Below are 15,350 nucleotides of genomic sequence, written 5' to 3'. Positions count from 1 at the left end.
TAATTATCGCATTAGGATTCTTTCTCAGATTCTGGCTCATAAGCAAGGGTCCGGAGTTTTTAATGAACTGGTGGATAATGATAGATGACTCATTTTATACATTAAAAATCGCTAATAATGTTGCTGATGGAATCGGTCTAAGTGTCGACGGAATACATCCAACAAATGGTGTACAACCTTTATACTTAATGATTTTAACTCCAATATTTTATTTTTTTGGTAATAACCCGTTCACTCCAATTACGATTGCAATTTCAATAACCAGTATCTTCAATCTTTTTGCCGGTTATTTCATATACAGAATAGTGAATTGCGTGGTCGGATTCAGACCTGCTATCTTCTCACTTTTCCTTTGGTGTTTTTCAATGACCGTAATTAATATGGGAATGAATGGTCTTGAAACTTCTATATCCTGTTTCTTTTTTGTTTTGTGTGCATTTTATTATTTACAAAATATAAGAGACAATCCGCAGACAAGTTCAAAGAAATTGCTTGTTCTTGGAATTTTGCTTGGGATTTTGGGACTTGCGAGAGTCGATGGAATGTTCCTTGCTATTGCAATTTTTCTAGATTTTATTTTTTTAAAAAAAAGGAAAAGAATAATCGACTTACTGCCATATTTTATTGCAGGACTAATGATAACTCCTTGGTTGTTATTTAATTTTATAAGAATGGGAGATATAGTCCCAATAAGCAGTCAGGCAGCACGGCTAATATCCTTATTAAACGGCATACGTCCTTATTTTTCCGTTCCAACTGCACCACCTGTTTTTTTCCCTATAGAATCTCCTCCAGTTCAATTCTATCTAATTCATATACTTGGCTCATTGACCATATTTAAAATGTATGCATTTTTTATATATCCAATAAATTACATAAGAACACTAGTTATGAAATTATCTACATTATCCGGATATTCTTATGAACTACTTGAAGTCATTTCACTTTTAATTCTCATCATCTTAACGGTTCTTATCTATTTAAAGAAAAAGACATCTATTAAACAGGAGATTGCGGAGTTTTTGGTTAAAGCTGGGAAACTGAATTTTCTACTTTATTTCGCCTTTATTCTTATTCTAAATTATTCTTTGTATGTCTTTGGAATGTGGCACTATCCTAGATATTATTTCCCTTTTTCTGCAATAGCAGCCATTTATACCGGACTTTTTTTCAGTCTTATCTTTGATAAACTGCTACCGTTGATTGGTGTCAGTAAAAAGATAGTTAAAATAGTCATTGTTCTAACCTACATTTTCTTTTTGAATTTTTTTATATATGAAAAAAACTTAGATAATTTTTATGGGTTAAAAACATACACAAAACCACATAGCTTCCCTCTATTTTATTACGAAACAGCTGAATGGATTAACAAAAATATCCCCCAAGGGTCAAAAATAGGAGTATTAGAATCAGGAATAATTGGTTATTTCTGTAAAGGCTATATAATCATAAATCTTGACGGAGTACAAAATAAAGATGCTTTGGATGCATGTAAAAACGGGATAATGGTAACATATATGAAGAGAGAAGGCATTGAATATATTGTTGGACAGGAAGTTTTGATAAGGAACCAAGTTTGGCGTAGAAGCAAAATGGATATAGAAAATATTAAGGTCCATCTGTTAACTACAGCAGGTGACGAGAGAGGGTTAAGGATGAACATATATAAAATTGATTCTTGGTAAAAATATCCCCTTATTTATTTTCAAAAGAAATCATTTTGATTTATAATTTAATGAAAATTAAACTAATAAAAAAATAAACACTATTTAACCCATGATTAGTCAAAAAGACGACAGATTCACATTTTCCAGACCATTAAATATTTTATTGGCCATAATTATTTTTTCAATGATAATGGCTTTTTATGATTGGAATTGCAATTTATCAGTATTAAAATACTCCAAACCGCTTTTAACCAGTCTTACAGCTTTATACATACTTATTGGGTTTGCAAGTGGTGCAATTGTCTCAATTATTGCAAGCATAATTATCCCATTTTTCAACATAAAACCAATTATTTCTTTAAAAAGATTTTATGTTTATTATTTTTTTTCAAAACTTCTCCTTCTTTCTCTGGTTGCAATAGTTGTAGCTGAATCAATTTTTGTTTTTTCTGGACCAATACCTGGTGAACGATTCTTCTTTCCACAAAAAAATGTTACGAAAACAAAGAAAAATTTGATTATCATATCAGTGGACTCATTAAGACCATCTAATCTGGAATGTTATGGATATACGAGAGTAACAGCTCCTTTCATTGATGCAGTTGCAAAAAACGGGATTTTGTTTAAGAACTGCGTCTCTCAGTCTTCAAATGCGTTATCATCTTATGCATCAATATTCACTTCAAAATATCCATTCGAACATAAGGTCAATAACTCGCCAAACGGTATAAGATCACCTGAATGCCCTGATATTAGGGCTAATTCTCTTCCTGATGAAGAAAAAACATTAGCAGATACTCTTTCTGAAAAAGGATATTTGACAGCAGCCTTCATTAGTAACAATTGTCTAAATACTAATTCCAAGTTAAATAAAGGTTTTGATTTTTACAATGATAATTTTCCCCCTTTCATAACCCCCTATATCAACAAACTTAGCTTTCTTAATTGTTTCACTTCCATTGGCTTTATAAGGACGGAAAACGCTATCAGAATAATTAATAAAATACTCATCCCTCTCGTAAACAAACTTTATAGTGAATCTTTTGGGCTGCCTCCAAGTATTGAAATTCCTGGAGGAAAAAAAGCAGCAGAAATAAATGCTGTTGTTTTCAATTGGCTACATAGTTATGGTGAATACAATTTCTTTCTGTTTATAAATTATGTAGACCCTAGTTATCCATATGATGCACCTGAACCCTATACTCGTAAATTTGTCAGCAGCAACAAAAGTAATATTACAGGATATACTGATAAAAAAGAAACCAAGGACCTAAGCAAAGAAGATATTCAGAGTTTGGTAAATCTTTATGATGGTGAGATCAGTTATGTCAGCAGCCAGATAGAAGAATTATTTGAAAAGCTTGAACTGCTAGGAATAAAAAACAACACTATAGTAGTAATTACTTCACCTTACGGTGAGGCGTTTGGAGAGCATGGATTCCTGGGACATGAAAGAACAGTGTATGAAGAAGTTATTCGTACACCTCTTATAATTTGGAACCCTGATACGATAAAAAAACCAGCAATCATAAATCAATGTGTGGAAAGCATTGATGTAATGCCAACTGTTCTAGAACTACTTGATGTTAAAAGCGACAAACTTTTTAGCGGTGAATCTCTATTATCTTTAATCTATAATACAGATCCAAACAGCGCTAAGGAATTTACTTTAAGTCAGGTTACCAAAAATGATCTGTTAACAAAATACGATTATCGTTACTATATAAGTTCGATCGCATTACGAGTTGATAGATGGAAATATATCCTTAATTCACCGGGAAGTGATGAATTGTATGATCTCAGGAAAGATCAAAGTGAAAGCTTCAATCTCTCATTAAAGGAAATAAAGATGACTGAATTTTTAAAGTCACAAACCAAATTATTTACAGAAGGCCACAAAAATAATATTTTACCAATAGAAGATAAAGAACCATTAATTTTCCCCAGTTTATAGCTAAATAAACGTGGAGAGCAACATCAATCTGGATGACATTTAATCAAAAAAAATGGAACTTACTTTCAACGTGTATTATATTATTTTTAGTTTCAGCTTTTTTGTCTGTCCTTTTTATAAAAATAATCCCTTCTACTGGAAATGATATTAATAATGCAAAAAATATAGGAATAATTAGCATAACAACCTTATCCGGGTATTCAAAATCGAAGGAAACGTCCAGTTATATAATCTCAATTTTTGTTACACTATCGCTATCCATCATAGCATCATTTTTTCTTAAAAAAAAAATATCTGATGTAAACTTCTTTAACACTTTTGAAATCAAACGTAAAAAATTAACAATAGTTGAATTGTTAATCGCATTTCTTATTCTATTATCTACCACCTATTATTCTAACTTCTTTTACTCAAACTGGTTTAATCATTATACTTTTTTCTCGGAAGAGGGACAGCATCTCTCATACGTAAATAACATGTTTCACGGGAAAAACCTTTATAGTGACACATATGTCATTTATGGGCCATTGATGGAATATCCAATATACTTAATGATGAAACTTTTTCAAAAAGATATTATTGTCGCAAGGTATTACACATATTTCCTTGATTTATTCGCCTTTCTTATAATTTATGCATTTCTCAGAAGGTTGCTAAATAAAAGTATGACTGCAATAGCAGGTACTGTTCTTTTTGTAGCATTCTATTTTCCTGTTTTCCCTGCACCAAACGGCTCAATTATGAGAGTAATCTCAGGGCTTCTTCCGATTCTCATAATTTCCTTATATGAAGAAGAACGAAAGAAATACTTTGTTTTCTTTTCAGGAATAAGTGCTGGCGCTGCATTTTTATTCAGCCAAGAAATTGGTTTATCATCATCTATTGCCTTAATGAGCATTATAGCTTACATAGCTTTTGTTAATAAAACTCAAATCAAAGACTTTATAGAGTTAACATGTATCTTCGCGTCAGGGATAATAATACTATGTTTGCCTTTTTTTACATTACTTCTCTATAATGGATCCTTGACTGATTACCTTGTTCAGACTGTTTCATATCCTTATTACGTGACACTTGGTTTAGGCAACCTTCCGTCTCCTTCATTCAAAGAAGCTATATCATCTTTTATATCTAATTCAGGAAGAAATGAGCTGTTTAATCTTCTCACAGTGTCATCTTTTTACTGGCTTTTTATAATCTACCTATTATTTCTAACACTCATAGTTCTGAACTATTTTACATCACCAAAAAGAGGTGGTGTTGCCTTAGGAGGAGGAACAGTAGTATATGGAATAATTATTCTCAGAGGGGCATTGTCTCGTTCTGGTATAGACAGGAATTATCTTCTCCTTCCACCTGCAATTATAATTTCAATATATCTTATTGAAAAAATCTTTTTCTCTTTTTTTACTGAAAATAAAAAGAGAGGTATCGCAATTATAGAAATTGCATTTTCTTTACTTCTCATAGGTGGTATAGTTTCTTATGGGATGATCCCAGCAAGATGGTGTATTTCAACTTTTGCAAAAAGTATTTACAGCAAAGTGGCACAAGGGTCTATGACAATAAAATCATATGATATGCAAAAGCTTGGAGTAAATGGAGCTCAAAATCTGAGTATTCCAGAGAGAGAGGCAAAACGAATAAAAAATGTTATAAATTATGTTAAACCAAAATTAAAAGATGGTGACTCCATATTTGTATTTCCAAATGATGCTACATTTTACTTTCTACTTGATTATCCTATGCCTGCACGTTTTGGTGTGCTTCATGACGCGGCAACAGCCTCGCTAAAACGACAGGTACTTGATGACCTTAAACAAAGCAAACCACGATTTATAATAAACACAGAGAAGATATGGCAGGTTGATAGAATACCAGAAGAATTAGAATTTTCTGAAATTAAATCATATATTGACCTTAATTTTAATACAGTGTTTGAAACTGATGGCATAAAAGTTCTTGAACAAAAGGATAATTTTAACGAATACAAACACGCAACTTAAGATTTATAAAAAGAGGGGAAGAAACAATCATTAAATATTCAATAATTATTCCTGCTTTTAACGAGGAGACTAGAATACTTCTTACGCTTCAGAGGATAACAAATTATTTTGCAGAAAGTGGTGAATCCTTTGAAATAATTGTTGTCGATGATGGAAGCACAGATTCCACTGCTAACATTGTAAGAGGATTTTCTAGCAGCACTGATAAGGTACAGTATCATACTTATATGAGTAACCGAGGCAAAGGATTCGCTGTTAGGCTTGGAGTTGAAAAAGCCCGTGGAGTCATTATATTGATTTCAGATGCAGATCTTTCATCTCCAATAGAGGAGTTGAAAAAGCTTACAGCATTCATAGATAATGGTTATGATATTGCTATAGGTTCTCGCGGACTAAGTGAGTCATCAATTTTAAAGTACCAACCTTTCTACAGACGAACTATGGGAAAGATTTTCAACCTGTTCGTCAGGCTTTTTGTTTTAAAAGGAATAAGAGATACACAGTGTGGTTTTAAAGTATTTACTTCGTCTGCTGCCAAGAAAATATTCCAGAGATGCAGGATTGATGGATTCAGTTTTGATGTGGAAGCACTTTTTATAGCGGAACATATTTTAAAACTTAAAACAAGGGAAGTCCCCATAAGCTGGATAAACTCTGATGGAAGCAGGGTAAACCCCATACGGCATTCATCCCAGATGCTCCGCGATCTCTTTATAATCAGATGGAATCACTTCAAAGGATGCTATAATAACACATGATATGTGTTATTTTGTCTTCCCTGAAGTACTAGATCCCTATTAGATAAGGTTTTGAAGGTTGAGGTATGAAATGGGGATTTAATTTCAAGAAATTAAGGAATCAACATCCACAGGCTAACGCCGATGGCTTCCTATCGCTTTTACGATATCTGATCATTTTTACAAATTACGATAAATTTTCTTCCAAATTACCAACTAATGTTTACTTCACTATATACAGTCATTCATCCCCGAGTTTAAAATCTTGGGGTCTCCTGTTTGTTTTGATAATATAATAATAGATAAAATACAAAATAAATAATGAATATAATCTAAAGTTTAATGCTATGGATATTATAGCCTTAAACTCAGAATTTAATCGATAGTAATTTACAGGAATTGTAGCGTTTAGCAATAAAAAAGATAGTAACGTAAGTAATATTATAAATGGTTTATCAATAGCAGTATTCAGAAAGTATTTTATAAGTAATAGATATGGGAATATAAGTATAACCATAAAGTGTGACCATAATATAGGTAATGTAATTAAGATAGTTATTAGAATTAATGACATTTCATTTTCAGCAAATGCGATGTCCTTTCTTTTATTAAGAATAATAATAACTGATATCCAAAACAATAGATTAATTATTGTAATAATATTTTTAACTTTACTGGGTAAAACATACTTTATATTATTTGAATAGAGATTTTTATAGAAAATAGATGTTATTGAATGATTTTCTAAAAGAGGGAATGGATTGAATTTAAAATTCGTATAACTTCCAGAAGAGAACTCAGGTAAAATCTTAGTTAAATATAATAAATTATTATTGTAACCCGTCAAAGCAATTGTAATTGATAATAATACTATAAGTATCGAAATAAATGTTATTAATATTTTCCATTTTCGTTTAACTAGAAAATATATAAGAAATCCGAGAGGATAAACTTTAATAAGAGCCATACAGGCAAATGCGAAGGAACTTATATAAAATCTGTTTTTTTTTAAATAATAAAGAAAAACTGAAAATAGCATAAAAACTAATATATCTACTTGCCCTTTCCATAAACAAGCTACAATAGGTTGAAATATTGACACAAGTAAAGTAAGGCAAACTAAAAAGATGGTTCTATATTTTCTTTCAATTTCTATAGATTTATAAAGAAAAACTAGACCTGTTAGCAGAAATAATAAATTTAAAAAATTCCAAATGATTGCCGCGTGATTGTAATTAAAAATCGAAAGTGGAATAAGTAAAAGGGTGAAAAAAGGGGGATATACAAAAGGATAAATATTTGCTTCAGGAGGAAGTATATTTGAATTAGAAAAAAGTGAAACGTAGTTATCCACTAAATATATATTTAGTCCCTTTTTTAATAATATAGCAGCGCCATAATAAGATGGAAAATCAATATATTTTGTTTCAGAAGTGATAAAGGCAAAAAAATCGTTAATCAAAAACTTAATTGAAACAGCAATGATTAATAATAAAACCCAAATATTTAATTTGTCCTTATCCATTAATTACCAATCAGAAAGCGCTGAGAAACTTTCAGATATCAATCCATGTCCAACAATATTGCTTACTACTTTGGTTCAATACTAATTTATAAATCACCTGTTGTCTGCTGGAAGTATCTGGTAATTGGTTCTCTCGCCAGGCCATGATTCAAAATCTCTTCCAAATGGGACTGAAACAAATCCTCCTGGCCTTCAGTTGAACTATATTTCTGGCACAAATCATCACCAGATTTTGAAGGTTATCCCTCATTTTTTATAATTATAACACACACATTGCAACCTTCAAAACTTTATCTGACAATAATCCACATAGTATTTCAGGTGCAATTATTCATTTTTCCCCACTTTCCAGTCGCCGCAAATAATCCTTTGCAAGTTGATCTGAAGGATTGATACTAAGCACTTTATTAAAACTTTCAGCCGCACCTTTGAAATCGTGGTCCTCAAAAAGCAGAATTCCGATATTGCCGTATGCCTGATAGTAATCGGGTGATATTGTAATAGCTATCTTAAATTCCTTTTTTGCTTCTTCGCGCATTCCTGTCCTGTAATAATCAAGCCCCAGATTGTTATGAACATCAGCATAATCAGGGCGATATTTTATAGAAAGCTTGTACCTCTCTATTGCTCCTATGTAGTCTGACGATGCATCAAGAAGCATACCGTAATTGTAGTTGACATCTGAATTCAGCGGTTCCAGCAAAATGGCCGCATCAAGATATTTCCTTGATTTGGACAAATCATTCTTATTCAGATATGCGGTGCCAAGGTTAATAAGCGAAAAAACAGATTTGCGATTAATACGGACTGCCTCCTCATAACATTTTAAGGCCAAATCTCTTTTCCCTAATCTCTCATATGCTATACCTAGATGGCTGTATGCCTGATCAAGAAATTTCCTGTTGCCTTTTGAAATATAGTTTTCAAGAAGAACTGCACCTTTCTGTGCATTTCCTTTCTTTATCAGAGCCATTGCATAGTTGACACTTAAAATAGCAGCTTTGGGCTCTTTGTGTATCAAATCGTCATAAAAACTGATTTCGCTTTTGTATACATTATTTCTTGTAATCGTTAAAATTATAAATAAAAGGCAGACAATAAGAACAGCAAACATTATGCCGTATCTCTTAAGCAGACTATTAAAGTCCCACACTTGTGGTTCTGTCTTCTCCTTCTCTGACAATCGCGTAATATTTTTTTGAAATTTACTAAACGCTGGAGAAAGAAGCCTTGCAAAAAACAAAGCACAACCGACTGATGCAAAATATATCCATCTTTCCGCAATCATTGAGCCTGGAATAGGGATGATATTAAGCACCGGCAAAATACCTAACAATATCCATAGAGAAAAGAACTTAAGCATCCTATCTTTTGTAAATATTATGAGAGTTACAAATCCTCCTATCAAAATCAGTGAAACAATATATGAAAAAGGGTTAATTGCCAAGTACGGCTCATACCATACTCTCAGATTAACAGGGAATAGGAGAAGCTCAAGATACCTCCCAAAAGTTTCTACCTGAAGAAGATAGTTTTTTAAAAAACTACCACCATAAGGTTTTATTTGAAATGGAGTTCGTCTCACATCAAATAATACGCTATTGCTAAAAGCTATGGTAAACCAGAACAGCAGATAGCATGCTGTACAAATAAGAAACGGCACAATACGTGATCTTTTAAAAAGACACCTCCAGTCCTCATTATTTTGCAGATAACAAAAAGAAAGGAGTACAATTGGAAAAATCACAGCTGTTTCTTTGGAAAAAAGTGCAAGGATAAATAAAATCACAGACAAAGCATAATATTGTTTTCCTTTATCACTATAATCCAATTGTAAAAAACTTCTGTAACACAGGAAACTTAAAAGCAAAAAAAGAGTAACAACTATGTCAGATCTTCCAAGCAGCAAATCAACAGCCTCGGTATGAACAGGATGTATTGCAAACAGCAAACCGGAGAGAAGGGCAAAAAGATTATCCTTGCAAAAGGAAAATGCTAAATATGATACCATTACCGAAACAAAGGCGTGGAGCAAGATCTGTGTAATATGGTATCCCTCTGGATAAACACCATAGAGCTGGTAGTCAAAAACAAAGATTAGCACTGAAACAGGCCTCTGTGGAATTGCGTTTGAGATAAAATAATCTTTAAAGCTGAAAGGATTATGCAAATAGTAATTAAAAAGAACCAGGTTTTCGTCATCCCAGATGAACGGCACATTAAGGCTGTTGAAATAGGCAACAACGGCAACGAAAGCTACAGCAGCTAAAATCAAATATTTTTTCTTCTCCATAATCCCTTGCTAAGCCTAAAATATGATACCCCCATCCATTTTAAAATCAGGAAGGGGGTATCCATTCACTCAATTTTCAAATGCTATAAATTATCAATAATCTGTCACCCACATTTCAACTGGCGGACTTGATATAAGAAGTCCGTCTTCAGCTGAGTCCCACTTGGTTGCAGTAGTACCCAGAACTCCTCTTGTAACCCCGCTGAAACCGGGGGAATAAATTGCTGTACCAGCGGAATGAGCAGTCGTTCTTGTGCTGTCAAAACCTCGTACAGGGGTTCTTATCTGTACTCCTGTTGTATCCCATGTTGTCACACCCGCTGTAGTGGTTCTCTGCGTGAATTTAATCTCTTCGTTGTCAATTACTATGTTAGTCAGATTATCATTTTTCTTTGAAGGGATTCCTGTAACAGTGCCACCGAGTGCAATACTGTATGGAACACCTGAAATTCCATCATTTCGTGATGCTTCATTCGCGCCAATTCTTGTAGTTCTGAACACAGGTGCACCCTTATTATGGTTGCCAACTCCTGAATAATCAGGTTGTACCACACTACCGCTCCGTGTAAGTGTTCCAAGTGTGCTTCCTGAAACACCGTCATATGTAATTACTTCACTTTCTATGCAAACTCCTCCCTTGCTTGTGTCAAGGCCAAGGTTGCCTGGTATGTCGTTTAGAACCAATGTGGTATCAGTTGCCCACAGAGTCCTTCCAAGGTATCCATTGTTTGAGGAAAGAGCCGTGGTAAGGGTTGCCCCTGTTGCTACCTTGTTAGAAGTATAGGTCATTTTCTCGGAATAAATATAACTCTGCAGAACTGGTTCGCCAAGTGGTGTTCTTGCTTCAAGTAAAAGTGTACCTGATGAAGGATACTCTATTGAAGGAGTAGGAAATGCTCCTGCTGGCTGCAAGAAAGTGGTGTCGCTCGGCGTTATATTACCGCTTGATATCCACTGCCCATCCAACTGACTTTTTATACACATCGCATCATTGCTTGCAAGTCTGCTTCCACCAGCATAAAGCTTGCCTCCAACAGAGGTGTATGTTCTTAAAATCAACTCATTGTCTCCAAAACCATCCGTTGTAACTGTAATCCAGTTTACTCCGTCTGCTGACTTATATATACGGCAGCCGGAGTTTACTCTCTGGAACGGCTGGACCGTCACATAAAGCCATCCATCGTGATTTCCTGGAAATAAGGTAAATTCACCCCTCCCGTAAACATCAGTTGGATTTCCTGGATCAATACCTGCATCAAATCCTGCATAAACTGGAACTGGAGAGGTTACACTTCCACCCTTGTTGGCACCGCCTTTTGTCGATGGGGTTGCGTATCCATATTCACTTGTAATACTAAAACTATCCATTCTCCTTATCCAGTCACTGTCATTTGTTCTATTATTCGACTGCACACTTTTCACTGAGAACAACTCGCCACCTGCATTTATGTATGGTCCAAGACCTTGCGGTAAGTTTGATGACAACAGCCACAACTGCTCCTGAGTACCGGTTGAACCTTCGCTTGACGGAGAGAATACAAATAACTGGGAACTTGTGGCATTACCTGTCTCACCCCAGCCACGTTCATTGCTACCACTGGTAAGCCTGATAGTATCACCTATTGCAGGCACAAATCCACCGGCGTGGATACCCACAATAACCTGAGTTGCCGTGTTATCAATTACAGTTACATTTACCCATTCTGTCGCTCCCTGCGTTATAGGTGCATAATGATGGGCATACAGATGGGGTGCAAGTGCAGGACCACCACTTAAGGTAATAGAATACTCTCCACTGTTCTCATGCCATGGCTGTGTTACTGAAGCTATTGTGTATGTCGTGTCATCAGATGTAAAATCATTGGCAAGAGTCCAGTCGCTTTCAAGACGACCGCCGCCTCCACCAACTTTAGTGTCTGCTATATAGAGTACAACACCGGGTTTGGATGAACCGCCACCTTTACCCGTATAACCATGAACAGAACCATCAAGAAGAGTCACTTCCCCACCACCCAAAATAGCACCACCGACATACCTGCTGGGACTGTCGGAAGCTGCTTGAGAAACAAGGTCTTTAAAGGCATCTGTCATAACAAGTGTCCAGGAACCAGCATCACCAGATGATGACCACGAAAGGTCTGCATCCTGGTTGCTTGAAAGCCATGTCCTGCCGTAACCTGCCCCAATGGAACCTGCAAATATACTGCCGTCAAAACTGAAAACATTGTAAAAGGCATTGCAATCTGTATTATTATATACTTTTGTCCATGAACTTCCGTTATACCTGAAAAGATCTGCGCCGCCATTCATCCTGTCCTCAACTCCACCGAGGAAATAATGTTTACCTCCAGTTACATAAAGATTGCCATTATAAACAGTCGTTGAACCGCCCCAGTTGTTAAATATGCAATTCTCAACATCGTAAATATCTGAGTCTAAATTCAGCCACCCGTCGCTGTTAACCTGTGTAAAATCACCTGACGTAGGATCGTATTCCCAAATTTCTGCGCCGGTACGGGGATTGCTTGTTTCATTACGGTTTGGACGGTCCATCTTGCCTATGACGCCATAAACCTTACCATTATAGTTCTCAACACTTGTAAAGAAATAATTGTCCACTGTATCCGTTGCATCTTCTGCTGTCAGATTATCCCAACCAAAGCTTGTACCCGGACCTGCTATCTGATGCCAGTTGTCAGCATATACGCTTGCTGTATAAGAAAAATCATCTGCTTCAGGGTCAGAAAATTTCCAGACTATTTCACTTCCCGTAGCGCTGGCAGCAATAGATTCTCCGTTCGGGGCATGATTGAAAAATGGTTTACCTGCATGATCATAACCATATTCGTTTATTACCCCTACCCCGCCAACAGTAAAACTGTCAATACTCGCGATAGTTCCATAAAGATTTCCGGATGTATTGTTAGTAAGGGAAACTTTTGAAGTATAAACTTTCTGGACTGAATCCCATGAATCAATCGAATTGATTGTAACACTATTATCAGATTTCAAATCTTTCCTTGCTGAACGTCTTTTTCCGCTATCACTATTTTCAAGATATTTAAAAGTTGAAGTTCCGTTTCTTACATCAACGCGCACCAATACCCTTTGTAAAGGCCTTTTACCGGAAACTATTTTTTTGGAAGATGATTTTGCTCCACCACTACTGCCTCCATCACTTCCCCCTCCGCCTCCGCTTCCACCGCAACCTCCGATAGAGAGAAAGAGTATAATTGCTGATATAATTGCCCAATTGCTTAAATAAGTTTTTTTAACCTTTTTCATCTTATAGATCTCCCTAAAATTAATTTAAGAGCAATTTACCAGATTGATTTTTCCCATTTATTTGACAGTTATTGCTTTGTTAACAGTTCCATAGTGGGTCTTAAGTATAATCTTTTGCTTACCCTTCTTGGCGTTCTTATTTATAACCGCCACTATCTTCTTGTTGCTCCAGCTTTTAATAGTTGCAGCCTTGCCTCCGATTGTGACAGAGCCAGCCTTAGCTCCAGAAGGTTTCTTGGAGTTTCCAAAGTTACTTCCTATAATTGTAATGGACTTTCCGCGTTTCCCTGTTTTAGGTGATTTTGTTATTTTAGGCTTGAAATTAGAAATAGTAAGAGTTGCCGGGGCACTTACTGAGCTGTCAGACAGCCTTGTAACAGTCACATCGCCGGTATTGGCTCCGAACGGAACCGTAAGAGTTATAACAGTGTCGCTCCATGATGTGATTTCCGTAGATGCTGCGCTTATTGTTCCAGTAACATTAGTGCTTGTAAATGTAACTGAGCCTTTGTCAGCTCCAAAATTTTCCCCGCTAATAGTGAGTGCCGCATATGGAGCAATTGTATCGGGTGAAAAACTTGATATTGCAGGAGTAGGTGACGCTACGGAACCGCTTGACCATAATGCAGGTCCGCCAGAACATGCGTTTGTAAAAAGGATATAAGATGTGTCAGCAGCGCCAAACTCACCTGCAACAACACCGGTTGAATACTGATTATCAGTATCTTCGAAAAATGAAGTTGACGCAGCAGTAAAAATTCCACTGCCATTATTCAGATATACCGCATTACTATGTCCATCAGCATAACATATATTAAACTCATAAGGAGGATTTGGATTAAGTCCACCTTCTCCGCCATTTGCAACAACAATATCAAGATTCCCATCACCATTTACATCTGAAATTGAGACATCCTGTCCATAGTCCGATACATCGGGAAGTCGCGTAATTGTTTCATCTGTGAAAGTCCCGCTTCCATCATTTATGTAGATCATGTTTTTGTTATTGCCATCTTTAGTAATATATATATCAGGTGCTCCATCACCGGTAAGATCTCCTATTGCCGCTGAGGTCACTGTGTTAGTAGAAGTTATTACAGTAGGAAAGCGTGTTGCAGTTTCATCAGTAAAGGTCGTACCACTGCTCATATAAAGATAATTTGGATTATTAAGACCTACAAAGACTAAAAGATCAGCTTTGCTGTCATTGTTTAAATCCTCAAGAATTACTTTCTCTACCCAATTGGCGGACGGAGAAGGAATCCATGTTGATGTTGCATCAGTAAACGCTGAACCATTATTAATATAAACCTTTATAGTATCTACGCTTTCACTATTTTCAAAACTTGGACGTGCTAACCCTATTACAAGGTCAAGGTCACCATCATTGTCAATGTCTCCTAAAGATGCACTTACTGCTGCCATAGTCTCTGAAGGAAGCCATGTGCTTGTTTCATCAGTAAATGTGCCATCTCCATCATTGATAAGAACCCTGCTTTGTCCTTCGAAATTTGCAACTATAATATCAAGATAAGTGTCTCCATCTATATATCCTACAGCGATCCCCTTGCTGTCATCTGAATCAATCGGTAAAGGAAGACTATCAAATTCTTGTGTGTCTGCATTATATTTTAAAAGTCTGTCCTGACCGTTATTAGCAATAAAAATCTCATCATTACCATCATTATCAAAATCAGCTGCAGTTGCCTTATTTCCCACATCAGATGTCACTGCTGAATCTAGTAATATAGTTGCTTTAGAAAAATCAGCATAGGAAGCAACAGTAAAAGCTAGCATAAATAGGGTGACAAAAAAAACAATGTTGTAATATCTTTTCTTCCCCGCTTCTTTTGTTCTTAAGCTCATAGTATCCTCCTAAGATA

General features: G+C 35.5%; 8 protein-coding genes. 4 read left to right on the top strand and 4 right to left on the bottom strand.

Annotated features, from left to right (window positions below; translation table 11 throughout):
• Positions 1 to 62 precede the first annotated feature (62 nt).
• The 4 genes from HZA77_13565 to HZA77_13550 all read left to right on the top strand — a co-directional run bounded on the left by HZA77_13565 (position 63) and on the right by HZA77_13550 (position 6,385).
• Entirely contained in the window at positions 63 to 1,685 is a 1,623-nt protein-coding gene (locus HZA77_13565; GenBank protein MBI5376456.1) for a hypothetical protein, read from the top strand.
• A 91-nt stretch (positions 1,686 to 1,776) separates the two neighbouring features.
• The gene (locus tag HZA77_13560) at positions 1,777 to 3,621 is read left to right on the top strand and encodes a sulfatase-like hydrolase/transferase (GenBank protein ID MBI5376455.1); all 1,845 of its coding nucleotides are present in this window, start codon (positions 1,777 to 1,779) and stop codon (positions 3,619 to 3,621) included.
• 32 nt (positions 3,622 to 3,653) lie between these two features.
• Positions 3,654 to 5,627 carry a hypothetical protein gene (locus HZA77_13555; GenBank protein MBI5376454.1) on the top strand — a complete coding sequence of 658 codons (1,974 nt, stop codon included), beginning with the start codon at positions 3,654 to 3,656 and terminating at the stop codon, positions 5,625 to 5,627.
• Positions 5,609 to 6,385, top strand: a complete 777-nt coding sequence (locus HZA77_13550; GenBank protein MBI5376453.1) for a glycosyltransferase family 2 protein — start codon at positions 5,609 to 5,611, stop codon at positions 6,383 to 6,385. Before HZA77_13555 ends, HZA77_13550 begins: the two co-directional genes overlap by 19 nt.
• Before the next feature lie 220 nt (positions 6,386 to 6,605).
• On the opposite strand, the gene HZA77_13545 is transcribed toward HZA77_13550, so the two are convergent.
• The 4 genes from HZA77_13545 to HZA77_13530 form a co-directional block, all read right to left on the bottom strand.
• Entirely contained in the window at positions 6,606 to 7,889 is a 1,284-nt protein-coding gene (locus HZA77_13545) for a DUF2029 domain-containing protein (GenBank protein ID MBI5376452.1), read from the bottom strand.
• Positions 7,890 to 8,220: 331 nt separating this feature from the next.
• Positions 8,221 to 10,182, bottom strand: a complete 1,962-nt coding sequence (locus HZA77_13540; GenBank protein ID MBI5376451.1) for a tetratricopeptide repeat protein — start codon at positions 10,180 to 10,182, stop codon at positions 8,221 to 8,223.
• A gap of 93 nt (positions 10,183 to 10,275) precedes the next feature.
• On the bottom strand, positions 10,276 to 13,467 hold the full coding sequence (locus tag HZA77_13535; GenBank protein ID MBI5376450.1) for a hypothetical protein: 3,192 nt from the start codon (positions 13,465 to 13,467) through the stop codon (positions 10,276 to 10,278).
• A gap of 57 nt (positions 13,468 to 13,524) precedes the next feature.
• A complete protein-coding gene (locus HZA77_13530; protein ID MBI5376449.1) occupies positions 13,525 to 15,333 on the bottom strand; it encodes a VCBS repeat-containing protein in 1,809 nt (602 codons plus the stop codon).
• Between the last annotated feature and the right edge of the window lie 17 nt (positions 15,334 to 15,350).

The sequence above is a fragment of the Candidatus Schekmanbacteria bacterium genome (assembly GCA_016219965.1).
Lineage (GTDB): Bacteria > Schekmanbacteria > GWA2-38-11 > GWA2-38-11 > J061 > JACRJM01.
This window is presented reverse-complemented; position numbering and strand designations above follow the sequence as displayed.

Bases quoted from the DNA above. Each gene is read 5' to 3' on its own strand.
- HZA77_13565 (MBI5376456.1), top strand. From the start codon at position 63: ATGAACTGGTGGATAATGATAGATGACTCATTTTATACATTAAAAATC.
- HZA77_13560 (MBI5376455.1), top strand. From the start codon at position 1,777: ATGATTAGTCAAAAAGACGACAGATTCACATTTTCCAGACCATTAAAT.
- HZA77_13555 (MBI5376454.1), top strand. From the start codon at position 3,654: ATGACATTTAATCAAAAAAAATGGAACTTACTTTCAACGTGTATTATA.
- HZA77_13545 (MBI5376452.1), bottom strand. From the start codon at position 7,889: ATGGATAAGGACAAATTAAATATTTGGGTTTTATTATTAATCATTGCT.
- HZA77_13540 (MBI5376451.1), bottom strand. From the start codon at position 10,182: ATGGAGAAGAAAAAATATTTGATTTTAGCTGCTGTAGCTTTCGTTGCC.
- HZA77_13535 (MBI5376450.1), bottom strand. From the start codon at position 13,467: ATGAAAAAGGTTAAAAAAACTTATTTAAGCAATTGGGCAATTATATCA.
- HZA77_13530 (MBI5376449.1), bottom strand. From the start codon at position 15,333: ATGAGCTTAAGAACAAAAGAAGCGGGGAAGAAAAGATATTACAACATT.